Annotated in this window: 17 protein-coding genes and 1 pseudogene; 9 read left to right on the top strand and 9 right to left on the bottom strand. The window is 40.8% G+C overall.

Going from position 1 to position 19,545, the window contains the following annotated elements:
• A pseudogene (locus E0H81_RS11980) lies at nt 1-118 on the bottom strand (IS982 family transposase); the annotation flags it as partial.
• Nucleotides 119-474: 356 nt separating this feature from the next.
• On the opposite strand from E0H81_RS11980, the gene E0H81_RS11975 reads away from it, so the two are divergent.
• The 3 genes from E0H81_RS11975 (at nt 475) to E0H81_RS11965 (ending at nt 2,479) form a co-directional block, all read left to right on the top strand.
• Nucleotides 475-930, top strand: coding sequence for a bacteriohemerythrin (locus E0H81_RS11975; RefSeq protein ID WP_131319167.1), 456 nt, complete (start codon nt 475-477; stop codon nt 928-930).
• A gap of 143 nt (nt 931-1,073) precedes the next feature.
• Complete coding sequence (locus E0H81_RS11970) at nt 1,074-2,156, top strand: SLC5/6 family protein (protein ID WP_131319165.1); 1,083 nt, start codon at nt 1,074-1,076, stop codon at nt 2,154-2,156.
• Nucleotides 2,156-2,479 carry an RnfH family protein gene (locus E0H81_RS11965; protein WP_131319163.1) on the top strand — a complete coding sequence of 108 codons (324 nt, stop codon included), beginning with the start codon at nt 2,156-2,158 and terminating at the stop codon, nt 2,477-2,479. Before E0H81_RS11970 ends, E0H81_RS11965 begins: the two co-directional genes overlap by 1 nt.
• Before the next feature lie 45 nt (nt 2,480-2,524).
• Here E0H81_RS11965 and E0H81_RS11960 read toward each other — a convergent pair whose 3' ends face one another.
• Nucleotides 2,525-2,923: an outer membrane protein assembly factor BamE gene (locus E0H81_RS11960; RefSeq protein ID WP_131319161.1), complete on the bottom strand. Its 399-nt coding sequence runs from the start codon at nt 2,921-2,923 to the stop codon at nt 2,525-2,527.
• 112 nt (nt 2,924-3,035) lie between these two features.
• Here E0H81_RS11960 and fur point away from each other — a divergent pair, with 112 nt between their 5' ends.
• A complete protein-coding gene (gene fur / locus E0H81_RS11955; protein WP_131319159.1) occupies nt 3,036-3,473 on the top strand; it encodes a ferric iron uptake transcriptional regulator in 438 nt (145 codons plus the stop codon).
• 70 nt (nt 3,474-3,543) lie between these two features.
• Here fur and E0H81_RS11950 read toward each other — a convergent pair whose 3' ends face one another.
• The gene (locus tag E0H81_RS11950) at nt 3,544-4,665 is read right to left on the bottom strand and encodes a PilT/PilU family type 4a pilus ATPase (RefSeq protein ID WP_131319157.1); all 1,122 of its coding nucleotides are present in this window, start codon (nt 4,663-4,665) and stop codon (nt 3,544-3,546) included.
• A 25-nt stretch (nt 4,666-4,690) separates the two neighbouring features.
• Nucleotides 4,691-5,728: a type IV pilus twitching motility protein PilT gene (locus E0H81_RS11945; RefSeq protein ID WP_067723908.1), complete on the bottom strand. Its 1,038-nt coding sequence runs from the start codon at nt 5,726-5,728 to the stop codon at nt 4,691-4,693.
• A 124-nt stretch (nt 5,729-5,852) separates the two neighbouring features.
• Here E0H81_RS11945 and E0H81_RS11940 point away from each other — a divergent pair, with 124 nt between their 5' ends.
• Both E0H81_RS11940 and E0H81_RS11935 read left to right on the top strand, forming a co-directional pair.
• Nucleotides 5,853-6,539 (top strand): YggS family pyridoxal phosphate-dependent enzyme, encoded by a 687-nt coding sequence (locus tag E0H81_RS11940; RefSeq protein ID WP_131319155.1) that lies wholly within the window; start codon nt 5,853-5,855, stop codon nt 6,537-6,539.
• Nucleotides 6,540-6,699: 160 nt separating this feature from the next.
• The gene (locus tag E0H81_RS11935; RefSeq protein ID WP_131319153.1) at nt 6,700-7,497 is read left to right on the top strand and encodes a thioesterase family protein; all 798 of its coding nucleotides are present in this window, start codon (nt 6,700-6,702) and stop codon (nt 7,495-7,497) included.
• Nucleotides 7,498-7,559: 62 nt separating this feature from the next.
• Here E0H81_RS11935 and E0H81_RS11930 read toward each other — a convergent pair whose 3' ends face one another.
• The 3 genes from E0H81_RS11930 to E0H81_RS11920 form a co-directional block, all read right to left on the bottom strand.
• Nucleotides 7,560-11,156, bottom strand: a complete 3,597-nt coding sequence (locus tag E0H81_RS11930) for an AAA family ATPase (RefSeq protein WP_131319151.1) — start codon at nt 11,154-11,156, stop codon at nt 7,560-7,562.
• 9 nt (nt 11,157-11,165) lie between these two features.
• Nucleotides 11,166-12,416 carry an exonuclease SbcCD subunit D C-terminal domain-containing protein gene (locus tag E0H81_RS11925; RefSeq protein WP_378235461.1) on the bottom strand — a complete coding sequence of 417 codons (1,251 nt, stop codon included), beginning with the start codon at nt 12,414-12,416 and terminating at the stop codon, nt 11,166-11,168.
• A 218-nt stretch (nt 12,417-12,634) separates the two neighbouring features.
• On the bottom strand, nt 12,635-13,603 hold the full coding sequence (locus tag E0H81_RS11920; RefSeq protein ID WP_131319147.1) for an MBL fold metallo-hydrolase: 969 nt from the start codon (nt 13,601-13,603) through the stop codon (nt 12,635-12,637).
• 148 nt (nt 13,604-13,751) lie between these two features.
• On the opposite strand from E0H81_RS11920, the gene E0H81_RS11915 reads away from it, so the two are divergent.
• Nucleotides 13,752-14,516: a hypothetical protein gene (locus E0H81_RS11915; RefSeq protein WP_131319145.1), complete on the top strand. Its 765-nt coding sequence runs from the start codon at nt 13,752-13,754 to the stop codon at nt 14,514-14,516.
• Between the two features lie 58 nt (nt 14,517-14,574).
• Here E0H81_RS11915 and metG read toward each other — a convergent pair whose 3' ends face one another.
• Entirely contained in the window at nt 14,575-16,638 is a 2,064-nt protein-coding gene (metG, locus tag E0H81_RS11910; RefSeq protein ID WP_131319143.1) for a methionine--tRNA ligase, read from the bottom strand.
• A gap of 309 nt (nt 16,639-16,947) precedes the next feature.
• On the opposite strand from metG, the gene E0H81_RS11905 reads away from it, so the two are divergent.
• A complete protein-coding gene (locus E0H81_RS11905) occupies nt 16,948-17,769 on the top strand; it encodes a hypothetical protein (protein ID WP_131319141.1) in 822 nt (273 codons plus the stop codon).
• Nucleotides 17,770-18,041: 272 nt separating this feature from the next.
• On the top strand, nt 18,042-18,848 hold the full coding sequence (locus E0H81_RS11900) for a hypothetical protein (protein ID WP_131319139.1): 807 nt from the start codon (nt 18,042-18,044) through the stop codon (nt 18,846-18,848).
• A gap of 498 nt (nt 18,849-19,346) precedes the next feature.
• Here the strand turns inward: E0H81_RS11900 and E0H81_RS11895 are convergent, their stop codons facing one another.
• Complete coding sequence (locus E0H81_RS11895) at nt 19,347-19,541, bottom strand: hypothetical protein (protein WP_131267005.1); 195 nt, start codon at nt 19,539-19,541, stop codon at nt 19,347-19,349.
• Nucleotides 19,542-19,545 lie beyond the last annotated feature (4 nt).

Raw genomic sequence — 19,545 nt, 5'->3', positions numbered from 1 at the left:
GATGAGCAGGTCTGATTCTTACAGAATGATGGCATTGTTTGAGAAATTTCCAATAAGTTGCTTCAAATTTAAGAAAGAAATCATCAATGATGCAGAATAATTCGGTACTATTGAACATGAGGACTAGAGTTGTGAGTTTGGTGTGGTAACTCAACTGATGGCTCTAGTCTTCTTATTTTTCAAGTCAATTTCTTATCCGCGATTCGGGTTAATTTAAGTATTTTATTTTTAATCATTTAATGAGATTTAAAGTAATATTTTTATTCTTAATAATAACCTTGGGAAATTATTTTGGTTAAAAAATACTTTATTCTTTTGGTTGGTCTTTGTAATTAAATCATTACATATCATTGGGTTATATTGTTTTATATGGATTTTCTTTAAAACCAACTGTTTTGGTTCATTTTTATTTGTTAAAAATCAATATATTATGAATTTATGTGATGAATCATATATATTTTATAGGTGGTCGTAATGAAAATGAAATGGGTTCCGGAATATAATACTGGTATCGATGTGATTGACGATCAACACAAACGAATTCTTGATTATATCAATGAAATTAATGATGTGGTAGAACATACGGATCGTGCCCGTATTAAACAGATTCTTGAAAACATTATTGATTATACGCAATCCCATTTTACCTTTGAAGAGTCTTTACAAGAAGAAGCCGGTTATAAATACCGCGTTCCGCATAAACGTGTCCATGATTTATTTATTAAAAAAATTGAATCTTACCGTGACCGTTTTGAAATGGGTCAAGCGATTGAAAGTGAATTACATGAAGTGCTTTCAAAATGGCTGATTAATCATATTCAGCACGATGATGCTGATTATGTGGGTGCCGTAAAAGAAAATATGATGGGCATCATTAAAGAAAAAGAAAAGAAAACAGGTAAAAACTGGTTTGCTCGTTTCTTTTCATAAAGAAAAATAAACCAGATAATAACAAATACAAGTCATAATAACCTTGCGCAGCAAATCATTAGGCATGATGGTTTGCTTTTTTCTTTTTGATTTTCCCTCCTGACAAAGGCAAAATAGCCAAAGACTTTTTTAAGGAACGCATCATGCAGGACAATGCTATGTCACGATGGCTATCACCGCTGATGGCATTTTGTTTATCTTTTATCATCATTGCCACATTAGCACCGATAGTCGGAATTCAGGTTGAGCGTCAACTTGATTTTTGGTTGTTATGGTTAGGTACTATGCTTATTTTGGCATTACCGGTCTGTTATTTAGAAATTGCCTTGGCGAAACGCTCAAAAACCACAGCGTTAAATGCATTGTCTAGTTTGACACGTGATGCAGATGCATCGCAAAAATGGCGCGTAGTCGGATGGCTCGCGGTTGTGTTTATTCCTTTCCTGGCAGGCGGCATGCTGTCTAATGCAAGCCAGTTATTGGGTCATTTTGCTTTTAATGGAATTGCACCAAATCTGTTGTTCGTTGGCTTGGCGATTGTTGCAATTGCACTTTCATTTGCACCGCGAAAGATGATTGTCATCCTCAGTGTGGTCGGTGTTTTAGCTTCCTTAATTCTGGCCAATGTGATGGGAACGGCTTTGCCTGCTTGGCAAGTCACGCCGGTTGAATTTAGCGAGTGGGGCAGTGCGACCGTATTGGCACTCGTGGCGAGCGGTTTAGGCATGGGCCTATACTGGCAAAGTAGTTTGCCTGCGCTTAAACAACAAGATGTTGCCACCAAAATAGCATTACCCATCTGGATTGCGCAATTATTGGCAGTAGTTGCTTTTGGCTTCTTTGCGGCCAATGCTCAAATTCCAGTTTTTGCCTTTGTAGTTGCTGTAGTCAGTACATCTGCACTTTTACTCAATATGGCGCGTGAACAATTATTACAACGTCAACTGAATATCGCGATTCAATGGCTGGTGATTTTGGTTGCTGTGCTGGTTTGGGCGATTCCTGCAATCAGCCCAATTTTTAATACCATACTCATGCTGTGGGGCTTAGTGATTTGCTTGATCTATGCTATTTTTGCCGGATGGATCATGAAAATTAGCCATTTACGTAAATCCATGAATTTTAGCAATGAGCTATTTTATAACTTGTGGCGTATTGCAGTGCGTGTGGTACTGCCTGTATCGATCATCGTGGCGATGATTGCCATCATTGGACAATTGGTCTAATGAACGAGATGCAACAGGTTTGGGTGGCGTATGCGGCTCAGGATCGACAGTTTCATCTGGCTGTTCCTTTTCATCCAGGTATGACTGCTTTAGATGCGATTGAACGAAGTGGTATTCGGGCACAAATTGCTTTGCCCGAACCACTTGCATTGGGAATTTTTGGGATGCGGTTGCAAGATCCGAATCAAATATTACAAGCCGGTGATCGTGTCGAGATTTATCGTGCATTAACGATCAATCCGAAGGATATTCGCCGGAAACGTGCTGCAGAAAATCCGGTCGGACTTTATTGTCGCGGAAATCGCTTTAAACAATTGAAGTGATAAGAAAAACCCCTCATTGAGGGGTTTATTTTTATTTCAAAGCGGCTATAGTGGTGGCGCATTTAGAATCGCTTCTTTTGATCCTGGCAAGCCGGGTTGAGATTCTGGAATGGTTTCCAGACCTTCAATCTTGATGACAGTCCCTGTTTGATCGAAGTAAATTCTTAAATGTTGACCGTGAGCAGCCGGGATTTTGGCTTTTTTAGCGTAAGTTCCTGGTGTATAGTTGTAGATATAGTCCCAACGTAAAGGATTCATTGGGTCTGAAACTGTAGGACTACCGAGCAAGAAGCGAACTTGTTGGTGACTCATACCGACCTGAATTTTTGAAGCTTGTGCTTGAGTTAATGGCGTCCCTTGCGGAATATCAACTTTATAAACGCCCAAGGTCGAACAGCCTGCGAGCAGTGAAGTGACGAACAACGTCAACATGATTTTTTGCATTTTGCTACACTATCCCAAATTAATTATGATGCATTTGATCCACGGATAGATCATACTGCATCTAAACTTTGTTGCATATTCCAACTTTAAATTTGTTGAGAGACCTTTTTACATGCCTATTTCAAATCAAGATTTACGCAAAGCTGGACTTAAAGTTACGCTTCCACGAATAAAAATATTGGAATTACTAGAAAATTCAAGACAACACCATTTAAGCGCAGAAGACATTTATAAAACTTTACTTGAACAAGGTGAAGATGTCGGTTTAGCAACTGTGTACCGCGTGTTAACACAGTTTGAAGCTGCGGGTATTATTCAGCGCCATCATTTTGAAAACAATCATTCAGTTTTTGAAATCATGCAAGAAGATCACCACGATCATATTGTTTGCCTGAATTGCAGCAAAGTCGTTGAATTCATCAATGACGTGATTGAACATCAGCAACATGAAGTGGCTGAAAAGTATGGCTTCACTTTGACAGGTCACTCTTTAAATCTATACGGTTATTGTGATGCAGCTGAATGCCAAGAGGCATTACGTAAAAAATAATACTGACTTAGAATTAGTTAAAAAACAGGCTTGATTTGAAGCCTGTTTTTTTTGTATTTAAATTTGAACGTTAAGCCTGACCATCAAAGGTGATGTTGCTACTTGCATGCAATAAGCGCTCGGCACCTTCTTCGGACAACTTGATTTGTAAACGCAGATCGTTGGGTGAGTCTGCATGTTTCAAAGCATCTTTATAGGTAATCTGTCTGGCTTTGTACAAGTCAAACAAGGCCTGGTCAAAGGTTTGCATCCCCAATTCACGTGAACGTTTCATCAATTCTTTAATTTCATGCACATCACCTTTACGGATCATGTCCGCAATTAACGGCGAGTTGATCAAAATTTCAATTGCTGCACGACGAGACTGCCCATCCACAGAAGGAATAAGTTGTTGCGCAACCACGGCTTTTAAGTTGAGTGACAAATCCATAAACAATTGGTTATGACGGTCCGCATCAAAGAAGTGAATAATCCGGTCAATCGCCTGATTGGCATTGTTGGCGTGTAGTGTGGCAAATACCAAGTGGCCTGTTTCAGCAAAGGCAATCGCGTAATCCATGGTTTCACGCGAACGAATCTCACCAATCAAGATGACGTCGGGTGCTTGACGCAGGGTATTTTTCAAGGCAACTTCAAAAGAGTCGGTATCAATGCCCACTTCACGCTGGGTAATGATACAGCCCGCATGTTCATGGATAAATTCAATCGGGTCCTCAATGGTGATGATATGACCTTTAGAATTCTGGTTGCGATAGCCAATAATAGATGCTAAAGAAGTGGATTTACCTGTGCCTGTCGCACCCACGAACAGAATGATACCGCGCTTGGTCATCGCCAATTCTTTTAAAATAGGCGGTAATTTCAGTTCCTCCATGGTCGGAATGACGGTTTCAATACGACGCAATACCATACCGGGTTCATCGCGCTGTTGAAATGCACTGACACGGAAACGGGCAGTTTTGTCACGGTTACTGATGGCAAAGTTACATTCGCGCGTTTCAGCAAATTCTTTACGCTGCTTTTCACTCATAATCGCGTTTAAAAGTTGCCCGACAATTTCGCCAGTCAGCTTGGTCTTTGCAATTGGAACAATCTGACCATTAATTTTCATAGACGGTTCAACATCGGCAGTAATAAACAAGTCGGATGCCTGCTGTTGAATCATCAAATTCAGTAAGTCGTTAAAATCCATAATAAGATCCTAAATCCGTTTAAACTTATAAGAATGATTCTGGTTGTTTTGCCATGGTGCGCGCAGTTTGCGGGCTGATAATGCCTTTAGCGACCAGCGTTTTCAGGCTTTGATCCAGCGTAGTCATACCGTAGTTGGCACCGGTTTGAATGGCAGAATACATTTGAGCCACTTTGTTTTCACGGATCAGGTTTCGGATGGCAGGAATACCGATCATGATTTCATGCGCTGCGACACGACCGCCACCATTTTTCTTCAATAATGTTTGAGAAATTACAGCTTGTAATGATTCAGACAACATGGCACGAACCATGTCTTTTTCTTCTGCCGGGAATACGTCAATCACACGGTCAATGGTTTTTGCCGCAGAGGTGGTATGTAGGGTACCGAAGACCAAATGACCCGTTTCAGCGGCAGTCAATGCCAAACGAATGGTTTCAAGGTCACGCATCTCACCGACCAGAATAATGTCAGGGTCTTCACGCAGCGCTGAACGTAATGCTTCGTTAAAGCCATGCGTGTCACGATGCACTTCACGTTGGTTAATCAAACATTTTTTTGATTCGTGTACAAATTCGATTGGATCTTCGACCGTTAAAATATGGTCATAACGGTTATCGTTAATATAGTCGATCATTGCAGCAAGCGTGGTTGATTTACCCGAACCTGTAGGTCCAGTCACTAACACGATCCCGCGCGGGAAATTACAAATATCTTTGAAAATTTGACCCATGCCAAGGTCTTCAATGGTCAGTACCTTTGATGGAATGGTACGGAATACTGCACCTGCACCGCGGTTCTGGTTAAATGCGTTGACACGGAAACGCGCCACACCCGGTACTTCAAAAGAAAAATCAGTTTCAAGTTTTTCTTCAAAATCACGACGCTGTTTATCGTTCATGATGTCATACACAAGTTTGTGTACTTCTTTATGTTCTAAAGCGGGTAAGTTGATACGACGGACTTCGCCATCGACACGGATGAGTGGTGGCATACCTGCTGATAAGTGTAAGTCTGACGCCCCATTTTTAGCAGAAAAGGCTAAAAGTTCAGTGATGTCCATAATTTCCCCGAGATCATTTAAATGTTATTTATTTTGTTAGAATAATAAGGCTTTCCCAGAGCTTAACCAACAGTTAGTTTAAAGGGAAAGTAAAAAAAGATGAATGAAAGTGAGAACCTTGTCAATGAATAGTCTTCAAGCGTCACGAAATAAAGTTTTACAGCAAATAGAAGATGCCTGTAAACAGGCCCAGCGTGAGCCGGAAACCGTACAGTTACTGGCTGTTTCGAAGACTCAGCCAAGTGAGTCCTTACGCGAAATGTACCAGGCCGGGCAGCGTGCATTTGGCGAAAATTATTTGCAAGAGGCCTTGGATAAAATTGAAAATTTAAATGATTTAGACATCGAATGGCATTTTATTGGACATGTCCAGCGCAATAAGACCAAGCATTTGGCTGCAAGTTTTGCCTGGGTGCATGGAGTGGATCGTTTGATTATTGCCGAGCGTTTATCCAGTCAGCGTGAAGCATCTCAAGTACCGCTGAATATCTGTCTACAAGTCAATATTGATGCACAGGACAGCAAAGATGGATGTCAGCCGAATGAAGTAGCGGAACTGGTAAAAAGTATTAGCCAGCTGCCACAGCTAAAATTGCGTGGCTTGATGGTGATTCCAGCACCCAACAATACTGCTGCTTTTGCAGATGCGAAGCAACTTTTTGATAGGGTTAAAAAAGAACATGCGCATCCTGAAGACTGGGATACCTTAAGCATGGGCATGTCAGGGGATATGACTGAGGCGATTGCTGCAGGTTCCACCATGGTGCGGGTGGGAACGGCCTTGTTCGGCGCGCGGGATTATTCTAACTAAACCATACTCAGCTCCATTTGATCGTTTTGAAAACTGAACTTTAGGGTTCAGTTTTTGTTTTAAAAATTGAACTTTCCACTAAAGTTGAGTACAAGAAGAACTAGCTAAAGGAATAATCTGTATAGAAACCATTGATTCGACCAAGGAAATAGGCAAGTTTATGGCAGCATATTATCAACTCATCGGGCGAAATACCGATACCACCGGAAAAGTCACGACGCATTACCGATCAACAATACTGGCCCAAGGCGCATGGAATGAACATGAACAGCATATGGCACCAGCGACCGGAATTATCTGTGCGGAATTGGACCAGTTTTTACCACGTGGTGATATGCGCATTGGCCGAATCAGTTTGGATATTTTAGGTCTGATTCCTGCAGGTGAGTTTAGTATCACCACCCGAGTGATTCGCCCGGGCAAGACCATTGAACTGATTGAATCAGAAATGATGGCTGGGGGTAAAACCTGTGTGGTCGCAAGAACCTGGCGCATGATGACCCAAAATAGCCAGTTGATAAAAGGTCTGGAAGATGCAGATGCGGCTGGCCCTGAAAATGCCCCGATCTGGGAAGGGATTCGTCAGTGGCCGGGTGGATATATTCAGTCCATCGAAGCAAGAAGTCATGAGCGTTTTACAGGTAAGGGGATTGTCTGGTTGCGAACACCGCATGACATGGTTGAAGGTGAACCGACCAGCGATTTTGTTCGCTTGATGGGCATGGTGGATACGGCCAATGGTATTGTGCCACGTCAAGACTGGCCATTTAGCTGGGGCTTTCCTAATCTGGATTTGCAGATCCATATGCACCGTTTACCGCAAGGTCAGTGGCTGGGCTTGGAAACCGTACAGCAGTATGGGGACGACGGCATTGGCCTGACCAGTTCGGTGTTGCATGATATTGATGGACCATTCGGGCGCAGTGAACAGATTCTGACTTTACGTCCCATGGCATAGTTTTTTGCAAATAAAAGCCTAGAGTATCTTCTAGGCTTTTTTATGACTTTCGGATTTTAAAATTACCCAACCACTTGAATGGTACTAGCACCTGCACCTAAGGGTTTCACCTGAATCTGCACAGGAATGCGTTCATGCATTTCCTGAATATGCGAGATCAATACCACTTTACGCCCCTGGCTTTGCAACTGATCTAAGGCATTCATCACCATATATAAAGAGGATGCATCTAAAGTCCCAAAACCTTCATCAATAAACAGCGATTCAATTTTCATCGAACCTGACGCCATATTGGCAATGGCCAAAGACAAGGCGAGGGCGGTCAGGAAGGATTCACCGCCAGAAAGTGAAGAAACCGAACGGGTTTCACCATCCATGTCATGATCGACAATCGCGAGGCTTAAAGAATGATCCAGACGCTTGAGGGTATAGCGCTGCGATAACATGGTCAATTGCTGATTGGCATGTTCCACCAGAATGTCGAGATTATATTGCTGTGCATAATCACGGAAATCTTTGCCTTTTGCATCCCCGATCAGGCCTGAAATTTTGCCCCAGCGATGTTCCTGTTGCTGAATGTTTTGAATCTGATCGGCATATTTTTGCAGTTTGTGCACATTTTGCTGATGCACTTCAAGTTTTAAATTGAGCTGGTCATACACATCTCGTTGGGCTTTTAATACCGCGAGATGCTGCTCTAATCGCTGTTGTAATGCGGTGAAATCGCAGTCTGGCTGTAATTTTAAATGTTCAGCAAGTTGTCCATGCATGGTTTTTAAAGCCGACGACGCTTCATTCAGCATGCGTTCGGCTTGCTGGAGTTGCTGACGAATCTGGTGCTCTTGGGTGCTATCAATGAGCAGTAACTGGGTTAACTGATCTGCTTCAAAATCTGGATGCAGTGTTAACCATTGCTGAATTTCAGTATCCGATTTTTCTTTGCCATCCATATGCTGTTGTTGCTGGACTTTAAGCTGGTTTAACTGATTCTTCTGCGTTTCAAAATTTTGACGTAATTGTTCAAACTGTTGTTTCAATTGAGCATAAGTGGCTTGCTGTTGCTGGCGCTTTTGATCATGCGCTTTTAGCCAATCATTCGGCTTATCTTGCTGTGTGCCGGTCATATCAAAAATAAGCGAACAGGCAATTTTACTGTTGTGTTGGCCTTTTTCAGAAAGTTCAGTTACGGCATTTTGAGTCTCCTCAAGCTGCTTTAACAGATAGCCAAGATCAGACTGTGCTTTTTGCAGTCCCTGTTGTTGTGCGCTTAAATCTGTATCGAGCTGTTGTAACTGTTGCAGGTGTTTAAAGCGTTGCTGCAAATCCTGTTGAATTTGTTGCGCCGTATGCACAGTATTCTGTTGCCATACTTGTTGTTGTGCTGAATTTAGGCAAGAAAAAACATTATTTACTTGAGTTTGCAAGGTTTGAGCAGACTCAAGCAAATGCTGCTGTTCCTGAATCTGATTAGATAATGTCTGTTGATCTTTAGAGGCTTGAAGCATGTTTGAAATCTGCTGTTCAGCCTGCTTTAAAGTCAGTTTGAGTTGTGTTTGCGCTGCTAAAAATTCTTGATTCAGACGTTGCTGCGGCTGCTCTAACTCAAGCTGTAATGCAGCAAGTTTAAACAGTTGTTCTAATGCGACTTTTGTCGCTTCAAGTTTTGTTGTTAATTGCGTGATTCTAGTTTCAGTCTGGGTATGTTCAGTCTGTAATTGAGTCAAACGAAGTTGCTGCTCTTGCCATCCTTTAAATGCCGCTTGCTCTAGTTCAATAGTTTGTTGTTCTTGTTGCTGTTGCAGATCAAACAGGGTCTTAGAAATAACGCTTTGGTCTTCTTTATAAGGATGATGGGTACTGCCACAGACCAGACACGCTTCACCAGATTGCAAGTTATCACGTAAATTTTCAATATTTTCCGTATGCAACAGACGCTGTTGTTGTAAAAACTGTTGCAGTTTTTCACGCTCTAATTTTGCCGTTTGATAGTCTTGTTCTGTCTGCTGGGACTGAGTTTGCTGTTGTTGCAAGCTGACACTTAAAGTATTTAACTGTGATTGAGCTGCAGCTTTTTCATGCTGATCTGAGAACCATTGAGCAAGCCGTTGCTCGATCAGACTGAACTGATTGAGTTGTGCCAGTTGCTGTTCACGTTGCTGACGGATTGCTGCTAACTGTTGTTCTAATGCTGCAACATTTCCAAACTGTGAAATATGCTGTTCAAGCTGCTGCTGTTGCTGTGCAAAATTTTGTCGGGCAGTCGCAAGATTACCTAAACTATTTTCAATGTTTTGATAGGGCTGAATAAAGCGTTGCAGTTGCCCGAGATGAACATCTAAACCGTGGTCCAAAGCTGAAAACTGTTGGCTATGTTGCAGTTGCTGCGTAATTGCAGCTTGCTTGTGTTCAAGCTGTTGAGCGTGCTCTAAGCTTGCATTGAGTTGCTGTTCTAGGGGCTGCTTTTGAAGTTTCAGCTCATCCAGTTTGGCATTGGCTTTACGAAAGTCTTGCCCAATAAAGTCACGTTCCAGAATACAGTGACGAACCTGCTGTAAGGCAGGGTCATGTTGCTGTTCAAATTCCTGGGTTGTTTTGAGGGCAGTTTCAGCCTCTAGATAAATCTTTTTTTTGGCTTCGAATTGTGTTTCAAGCACTAAAAATTGCTGCTCAGACTGTGATATTTTCGGGGCAAGTTGCTGTTGTGCCTGAATGCACTGCTGCTGCTGGAATACTACAGGACGAATACTGGAAAATATTTCCAAGCGCTGTAACTGCTCACGTTCTTTTGAGAGCTGCTGATGACTCAACTGCTGTGCATCAAAATACTGTTGTTTAACGGCAATCTCTTGCTCAAGTTTATGTTTATGTTCAAACCATTGCTGTTGTAATTCAAGTCGGGTTTTTTCTTGCTCAAGTTGTGTGAGCTGTTGTTTTATTTGCAGATGCTGCTGCTGTAAATCAGCGAGTTCCTGATCCGAAATAAGATCAATATGGCCTAACATTTCTTCGAGTTTTTTACGTTCTTTTTCAATATCTGCCGTTTTACGAAAAGCAATTTCACCAATTTTGGCAAAAATATTGGAGTTGGTTAAATATTCAAGTAAAGCGCCACGTTCATTGTCACGCGCTTTTAAAAATGCGGTCACTTCAGACTGCGCCAGTAAAACTGCACGGGTAAACTGCTCAAAACTGAGCTGGGTGATTTTATGAATGCTGGCATCCACTGCCTTGGCTTTATCCGCAATCACCACACCATCAGTTAAGCATTTTAAATGGCGTTGCACACTTTGTAATTTACCCGTGGCACTTTCACGCGCACGTTTAATTTCCCAACGCGCAAGATAATGTTTCTGATCCTGTGCCACAAAAACAAGTTCGGCAAAACCATGTCCGGTACCACGGCGAAGCACGGTTAAAGGGGAGTTGGTCAGTAATTCTGAACCATCCACATCGACCAGTTTGCCATCGCTGCCTTTGAGCCGCGGCACTTGGTTAAACAGTGCAAGACACATGGCATCTAGAATCGTGGATTTGCCTGCACCGGTTTTGCCAATAATGGCAATTAAACCGGCATTGGCCAAAGGTTCACTTTCAAAATCAATAAAGTGTTCACCAGCAAGAGATGCCAGATTTTTTATACGTATAGATAAAATTTTCATGGCAGATCCCTAAAGCGTATTTTTATTTTCAAGTGAATGATGGGCTTCTTGAACCAGAGTTTGAAAATCTTTTAACACCGCATCATCTTGCACATAACCTTTGTTTTGCCAAATCTGTTCAAACAGTTTTTCTGGCGTTGGCGGTTCAAGCTGAATTTTTGTCGCATTATTTTGTATTGCAAGATTTTTGTACTGACGTGAAATTTTTACCAGACGATAGCGGTTTTTAGGCAAGGCATCTTCAAACTGTTGTCTTAAATTGGGCAATGGCGGCGTGTCGGTATGATATTCAATATCGATATATTCACGTTGATCAATATTGGCAATTTCACCGCTGGCGAGCGCTTTAAGCTGTGCAAATACCTCATTCAATTCACCCCGAATGCGATGCAATTGAATACTGCGTGGAATGGGCAGTGCTTCAAACTGAAAAGCAGTTTCATCCGCTTTAGAGGGTTCAATTTTGACTTCAACCACTTGGTGCTTGTAGTTAATTTCACTGAAAGATAAAGGAATTGGTGAGCCGCTATAGCGAATATGCGGATGCTGAACTTTTTGTGGTTTATGCAAATGTCCAAGCGCCACATAATCAATCACATCATCAAATAACGCAGTAGACAGCGCTTCTTCATTGCCAATAATAATCGGGCGTTCAGAATCGGAAGTTTCACCACCTTGCATATGCGCATGCGACATTAAAATCAGCGCTTGATCATCCGTTTTACGTTTTTTGCCTTCGCTAATCAGTTGCTGGTGCAAATAGGCAATCGCATTTTGGCTATTGGTGGTGTGCTCATTAAAACCGGTAATTTCCGCAGCACGTAAAAAGGGTAGGCTTAAACACCAGGCGATAATATTTTTATCCAGGTCATAAATCGGCAGCAGTAAACGATCGAGATCTAAAGTCTTGTCTTCCTTCCAGCGCACCACACCAACCGTTCTGGCATTGTATTTTTCCAGTAAAGGTTCGACCTGTTCAATGCGATAACCTGAATCATGATTACCTGCGATCATCAGCGTTTGCATATGTGGGGCAAGTTCATGCGCATCGGCTAAAAACTGGTAAAGCTGTTTTTGTGCGGCAGATGCAGGATTGATCACATCAAAAATATCGCCTGAAATTAGTAGGGCATTGGGTTGTTTTTGTTTGATTTGTTCAAGCAACCAGTTTAAAAACTGTTCATGTTCATATTGGCGTGAATGGTTATAAAAGAATTGTCCCAAATGCCAATCTGATGTATGAAAAAAATGAACAGCCATATCGATGTACAATCCCTAAAATTTGCCCCGCATATACTATAGGCAAAACAGCAGCTTAATTACAGCGGAGTTTGCAAAACTTCTTTTTCATATTCTGCTATTTAAACCCAAATATACTGCAAGTAATTTATCTGTTATCAGTTGGATAAACTGAAAATTAATATCCATAAAAAAGCCCCGCTGAACTCGGACAGGGCTGTTAGGTGTTTACTTTTACATCAATCTTTAAAATGCACCGGTATCCACTGATAGCTCTTACCATCTTTAGAGTAAATATGTCCAATGCCCGGGAACGGTAAATGCGGAGCAGCGACGGTCTGTCCATTTTTAGCTAAACGGGAAAACTGCGCTAAACGGGTTTGCACCGCTTTTTTCGGGTCCACATCGAAATCAATCGCAGTTTCAGGGTGGTCAAACTGAATGCTATGTGAATGCACAATATCACCGACAAATACGATTTCTTCATTGCCAGACTTGAATGCAAAACTGAAATGTCCCGGTGTGTGTCCCGGTGTACTGATGACTTCAAAACCTTTGACCTTGTCGCCTAATTTAAAGGTCTTAAAATGTTTTTTGGCTTGATAGGGCTGAACTGCTTGCTGAATTTTCTCTACAGTTTGTTTGAATCTGGCCTGTTTATCTTGCGGTAATTTTGCTGCCTGTTTGGGATCTAGCCAATAGTTTGCTTCCGCATCGGCAACATAGACCGTTGCATTTGGAAAGCTGGCGACACCTTTAGCACTGATGCCACAAACATGATCCGGATGTAAATGGGTCAGTAAAATGATATCCACTTGCTCTGGCTTATAACCCGCAGCAATAAGGTTTTTATGTACCGAACCAAAATCTGGACCATTACAGCTTGATGCGCCACTATCCACTAAAACCAAGCTTGAACCGGTATTGACCAGAAAAGCATTCACCGAAGTTTGAACACCTTTGGCCTGATCAGCATGATATTTTTTTAAGATTTGCGTCACTTCAGTTGCTGGAATATCTTTAAATAAAGCTGGAGAGAGGTAATTGGTTCCATCGAGTAGGGCGGTGATTTGAGTTTTGCCCAATTGATGCTGATAAAAACCAGCGACCTGTTTTTGAGGTTGGATGATAGATTCAGCAGCTTGAATAGTGGTGAGGGTTGCTGTGCTTAAGGTAAGAGCGAGGAAAAGTGGTTTTAAAGTTTTCATAGGATTCTTATGGGTTTTAAAAGATTACTTCTTTTTATCACAATAAATATAAGTTTTGAACGACAAATTAAGACGCACATGTGGTGAAATTATATTCAATTTAAGCTTTTACCATCGTAATATCTTTATAAAAAATAGAGGCATAAAAATGTTCGTTCAAGCACAACAAAAAATTTGGGATATATATCAAAAGTTAAATAGAAGTCAAAAATTCTATTTGATTGGCTGTGTATTGGCTTTAAATACTTTATTTTGGTATTTAACACCCTTCCAAGATTTGTTCAACAATAGCTTATTTCTGTTAAGTTTATGTTGGATTTTCGGTATAACTTCGGACTTTATATATATATACCACAGGATATGGGCAACCACCTTAGGAAAAGTTTGCTTAGTTGTCTTATATGCACTATTAACAAATATTACATATGGTTTTGCGGATCAGATTGTTAATCAAATTATTGGATATGAATCAATTGGACTGAATAGGGTCACGAATTTTGTAGCAATAACCTTAATTCCAGTCGTTTTTATTTTAGTTACTTTTATTCTTTTTTTAGCCCTTATATTTATCTTCCAATTTTATATGATGTACGTTATTTGGGCTAAAGAAAGAGATGATTTAAAGGAAAATTATTCTGAATGGAGCTGTGCTGCTAGATTTTTAATATATCCTTTTATCTTTATGCTTTTATTTACCTTTGGAGATAAATATAAAGATAAATATTCAAACTTCATATCTGAAAAGGCTCAATCATATATTTATGACTTTGAAGCAAAGAAGTTTTCAAGATGTATTACTCCAAACGGCAGTAAGGTAATAGCAGTTTCAAGTGATGAAATTATACTTGTAACTAAAAAAGATGATAAATACAGCTTTGTACCTATGCTTTGTGATCCCATCTTAAAGAAATAATATTTATAAAAAAAGCCCCTACATCAGTAGAGGCTTTTACTCATCTCAAAACTAAACCTTAAGACACTTTATCACCCGGTTTAGCACCAGATTCAGGTGAAATCACCCAAACACCTTCGCCATTACCCGCAGCGAGCACCATACCGTTAGAAATACCAAAACGCATCTTACGTGGCGCAAGGTTAGCCACCATCACCACCAATTTACCTTTTAGGTCTTGAGGCTCATAGAACTCACGAATACCGCTAAACACATTACGTGGCTCAGCTTCACCGACATTTAAAGTTAATTGAAGAAGTTTGTCAGAACCTTCAACGTGAGCCGCTTCTAAAACTTCAGCTACACGTAAATCAACTTTTACAAAGTCATCAATGGTGATGATTTCAGCTTCGCCAACTTTCGGTTCAACTTTCGCAGGAGCAGCTTTCTTCTCTTTTTTCTTTTCGGCTTTTGCAGGTTCAGCAGCAGGGGCTGCTAAAGAATCTTTAGAGGCATCGACCATTGCAGCCACAGCTTTCGGGTCTACACGTTGCATTAATGGTTGGAACAATGCAATTTCATGACTGACAAGAATCGTTTCACGCGAAGCGAAATCGAAAGATTCCAATTGCAAGAAGTCTTGTACTTGTTTTGCCAAAGTCGGCAACACAGGCGCAAGGTAAACAGCCAATTGACGGAACAAGTTAATACCGACTGAACAAACATCGTGAACTTGTTGCTCTTGACCTTCCTGCTTTGCAAGCGCCCAAGGTTTTTTCTCATCAATGTATTGGTTCGCACGGTCAGCAAGCGCCATGATTTCACGAATCGCAGCCGAGAATTCACGCGCTTCATATTGAGATGCAATTGAAGCACCCGCATCAATAAAGCTTTGCACCAGTTCAGGTTCAGTACATGTCGCTGATAATTTATTATCAAATTTAGTGTTGATGAATTTTGCGCAACGGCTGGCGATGTTAACCACTTTACCGACCAAGTCTGAATTCACTTTTTGCACAAAGTCATCAAGATTCAAGTCAGAATCTTCAACTTTGTCCGAAAGCTTAGACGCAAAGTAATAACGTAAGTATTCAGGATTTAAATGCTCTAAATAGGTTTCGGCTTTAATGAACGTACCGCGAGATTTAGACATCTTCTGACCATTCACCGTCAAGAAACCATTCACGAACAAGCCAGATGGCGTACGGTAATTTGCGCCTTCAAGCATTGCCGGCCAGAACAATGCATGGAAATACACGATGTCTTTACCAATGAAGTGATACACCTCATTTTTAGAATCTTTTTTCCAGTAATCTTCAAAGTTCAATTCTGGACGTTTGGTTTTGATGTAATTCTCAAAACTTGACATATAACCAATCGGCGCATCTACCCAAACGTAGAAATATTTGTTTGGCGCATCTGGAATTTCAAAACCGAAATACGGTGCATCACGAGAGATATCCCAGTCATTTAAGCCGGCTTCAAACCATTCATCTAACTTGTTGGCAATAGATACTGGCAGGCGACCTTCATCACGGGTCCATTTTTGCAGGTATTCAGCAAAATTTGGAAGTTTGAAGAAGTAATGATCTGATGATTTCTCAACAGGTGCAGCACCACTTAAAGTCGATTTTGGATTCAATAATTCAGTTGCATTATAGGTTGCACCGCAAACTTCACATGAGTCGCCGTATTGATCTTCCGCTTTACATTTCGGGCATGTGCCTTTGATGAAACGATCTGACAAGAACATGCCTTTTTCAGGATCAAATAACTGTTTTACAGGACGCACTGCGATGTTGTCTGCTTCACGGTTTTTGATGTAAATCTCAGACGAGCGATTTTTGTTTTCTTCGCTGTTGGTCGAATCATAATGGTCAAAGTGAACACCGAAACCATCAAAATCACGGATATGTTCTTTTTGCACATTGGCAATTTGCGCCTCAGGTGTAATACCATTGGCTTCAGCACGCAGCATGATGGCTGTGCCGTGAGCATCATCCGCACAGACATAAGTCACGTCATGACCCATTGCACGCATGGCACGAACCCAGATATCTGCCTGGATATACCCGAGTAAGTGACCCATATGGATTGGGCCATTGGCGTAAGGAAGGGCATTGGTGACTAGGATTTTACGCACGGATTCACTCTCTCATTCGTATTCATTATGCAATGGGCCATAATTTTACATGATGCAGAGGGGATTACAAAGAAATGCTTTAGCTGAAGCACTCCCAATCAAGCGACCGGAATATTCAAATACAAAATTTGATATCATTCGATGAGCGACGATTAAACAATTGATCGAGTTACGTTAGCGCTACTTTTTGCCATCAATAGCAACAACATGTACAGGCTTTGTTGCAGTTTGCTTAATTCGTCCGCTTCTTTAAATGCTTTGTGCTAAAAAAATGTCTGATAATTCTTATATACCTCAGGGAGGGTACTCATGAATCAGAATAACCAGACTAGTATTTCGAAGCAGAACCAAGATAAAGAACAACAGGCACGTGAACTGCACGACAAGATTGAAACAGAGCAAAAGCAGAACGAGATTGATAAACAGCACAAGCAAGAATATCAGGAAATACTAGAAGCCCAGAAGCACAATACTGATGAAAATTCTGACGCTAAGCAAAGCGCTCAGCCAAATGGTAAAGATGCAGACCAGCAAGATAATTCTGATCATACTCATTCTGACCATGCTCAAGAAGCTCAGTCAGGCAAGTCAGATCAAAAAACTGAAACCATCAAGATGGATGACTTAAAAGCCAAGGCAATCGCCATTGGTGAAGAACTACTGAAAAAAGGCGAAAAGATTCTGAATGAGCTAAAAAATAGCAACTCAAACAGTCAGCAGAATGGTGAGCAGGATTCAGATTCGAAAAATGCTAAATCTGATCAGGATAAATCGGCACAGTCAGATAAACAGAATTCTAAACAGGGGCAGAATGGCCAGCAGGACCTTATGGCAAATTTAAAAGATGAGGCGCTGCATAAGTTTGAAGATACCAAACAGAAGATTACTGAGCTAGTGAGTGAAGCCAGTGTCAAATTCGGTGAACTCAGACAGATGGCGACTGACACAATGAGCAAAATGAAGAAAGATGACCAAGCTCAGTCAGATGAATCCAAAAAGCAGGATCAAAATGCTTCGTCGAAGGACAAGGACTCAGGTCAAACTCATCAGAAAGATGATTCCAACAAGGATCATCATAAAAATGCTCAGTCTGAGCAGCACAAGTCTGAGCAAAATAAAAATCATAAATAATGGTTTTAACTAAAAAGCCCCTTCAGTCAGGGCATGATTGAAGGGGCTAGAAAGTCCGAAAAATTCAAGATCGTTCCGATACCATCAAAACATGGTTCATCCGCATATCAGGCAATGTCCAAATCAAGCGAACTGTTATTTAATGGGTATGACATTGATTGAATCTCGATGAGGATTCAATCGTTTGTTCTGGTATTTATTTTATAGCGCTATGTGCTGTATTGAATACCTGTGATAATAGCCGCTGAAAGTAATGTGCCAAGAGTGAAACCATGATTGATGAAGACGATTTTGATTACGACCAGCCGGTGACCCGAATTCCACAAAATCAGAATGCTCAGAACAAACTCGGGAAAGGCATTTTGCAAAACGCCGAGCAATATCTTCAGGAAATGTCTGCCGGTGAACATACCCATTTAATGCAAGCATTACGTCAACATGCTCAAGTAGAAGCTTATTTTGATGTGCTTGCTGATGATCTGGATCAACCGGTCGATGCCAAATTTGCCAATGATGCATTAAACCTGACTCATGTCTGGAGTTTGATCAATCAACATGAAGACGATGTGGCAAGCTTCGATCTTCTAGATGTGATCAATACCGATTATTTCCAGACTGAACTGCTTGCAGCCTTTGATGCTTTAGAGATTGATACCGAAAATAAAGCACAGCGCCGTGTGGTGATTCAAGAAGCGTTTAAACTGTACCAGCTGCAGTGTTTTGCAGGCTGCATCCCGCTTTTATATGCTCAACTGGAAGGTCTATTGACCGATGTCCTGATTGAACGTGGTTTCTTGAAGCAGAACCAGACCAAATTTGTCGATGTGTATAAGATTGTCCCGGGTTTAAAAGGGCATGAAATAAAGAGTTTGTGGCATAAATCTAAAATTGCCTGTGAAATGAATATTTATTTTGCAGAATTGGCCGCTTATAAAATGGACAGTAGTTCAAGCGTGACCATGACCCGTCATAATATTTTGCATGGTACGGATGTCAGTCATTTCAGCAAAGAACGCAATTTTATCTTATTTATCTGGCTGTTTTCGGTCGTGAGTTTTATGAGTACGCTTAGAAAATAATAAAATAAAGATCATTGAATTGAATCTTGCTGATTTGAAATTTAACGAAGCAAAGTTCTGAAATGATCTTAGCAAATACATCATCCAAACACAGGATGGTGTATTTTTCTGGATGCACATTTTTCCTAAAGAAATGTTTAATGCACTCTATTTATGGGTATAGAGTTGTGGATATAGAGGAAATTAAAAGCACAGCCAGTGAAAGAGCAGCTAACTAAATAGAAGGATGGGGTGAGTTCAAATTTTCTACGAATGAATGAAATATAGAATCACTAGATTGGGAAATTTTAAATAAGCAGAGGATAGAAACTTAAAAATAAAAGAACTTGTTCAGCAGAGCAAATGATTTAGTGCTGTTGAAAATGACAGCACCAGAACATATTGGATTTATTCTAATAAATTGAAAACTTTATGATCTAGTATCTGGATTGGGGGAATTGCACTCAAATTTAGATCATACAAGACAGCTTTTTAAATCTGGAAGGTGTGGATCGAATTTTATAGTTCGCGCCATACTTCATTTTTATCATTTAAAGAAACGGTGAAATTAAAGTTTGAATCATCTGATACAAGCAGACCGGTAGGCGTATGCATTACGACTTTTAAAATAGTCCCTTGTTCAAAAACCAAAGGATTGCAATTTTCTTTTTTTAGAACGACTGGTTTTAATAATTCGATGACTGAATTGTCCATTTTG

This window comes from Acinetobacter terrestris, assembly GCF_004331155.1.
Classification (GTDB): domain Bacteria; phylum Pseudomonadota; class Gammaproteobacteria; order Pseudomonadales; family Moraxellaceae; genus Acinetobacter; species Acinetobacter terrestris.
Note: the sequence above shows the minus strand (reverse complement) of the source record. Positions and strands in the feature narration are given on the sequence as shown.

Coding starts and splice junctions, on each gene's coding strand:
- E0H81_RS11945 (WP_067723908.1), bottom strand. CDS start 5,728: ATGGACATCACTGAACTTTTAGCCTTTTCTGCTAAAAATGGGGCGTCA.
- E0H81_RS11965 (WP_131319163.1), top strand. CDS start 2,156: ATGAACGAGATGCAACAGGTTTGGGTGGCGTATGCGGCTCAGGATCGA.
- E0H81_RS11895 (WP_131267005.1), bottom strand. CDS start 19,541: ATGGACAATTCAGTCATCGAATTATTAAAACCAGTCGTTCTAAAAAAA.
- E0H81_RS11925 (WP_378235461.1), bottom strand. CDS start 12,416: ATGGCTGTTCATTTTTTTCATACATCAGATTGGCATTTGGGACAATTC.
- E0H81_RS11970 (WP_131319165.1), top strand. CDS start 1,074: ATGCAGGACAATGCTATGTCACGATGGCTATCACCGCTGATGGCATTT.
- E0H81_RS11900 (WP_131319139.1), top strand. CDS start 18,042: ATGATTGATGAAGACGATTTTGATTACGACCAGCCGGTGACCCGAATT.
- E0H81_RS11960 (WP_131319161.1), bottom strand. CDS start 2,923: ATGCAAAAAATCATGTTGACGTTGTTCGTCACTTCACTGCTCGCAGGC.
- E0H81_RS11940 (WP_131319155.1), top strand. CDS start 5,853: ATGAATAGTCTTCAAGCGTCACGAAATAAAGTTTTACAGCAAATAGAA.
- E0H81_RS11930 (WP_131319151.1), bottom strand. CDS start 11,156: ATGAAAATTTTATCTATACGTATAAAAAATCTGGCATCTCTTGCTGGT.
- E0H81_RS11950 (WP_131319157.1), bottom strand. CDS start 4,665: ATGGATTTTAACGACTTACTGAATTTGATGATTCAACAGCAGGCATCC.
- E0H81_RS11920 (WP_131319147.1), bottom strand. CDS start 13,603: ATGAAAACTTTAAAACCACTTTTCCTCGCTCTTACCTTAAGCACAGCA.
- E0H81_RS11935 (WP_131319153.1), top strand. CDS start 6,700: ATGGCAGCATATTATCAACTCATCGGGCGAAATACCGATACCACCGGA.
- E0H81_RS11915 (WP_131319145.1), top strand. CDS start 13,752: ATGTTCGTTCAAGCACAACAAAAAATTTGGGATATATATCAAAAGTTA.
- E0H81_RS11905 (WP_131319141.1), top strand. CDS start 16,948: ATGAATCAGAATAACCAGACTAGTATTTCGAAGCAGAACCAAGATAAA.
- fur (WP_131319159.1), top strand. CDS start 3,036: ATGCCTATTTCAAATCAAGATTTACGCAAAGCTGGACTTAAAGTTACG.
- E0H81_RS11975 (WP_131319167.1), top strand. CDS start 475: ATGAAAATGAAATGGGTTCCGGAATATAATACTGGTATCGATGTGATT.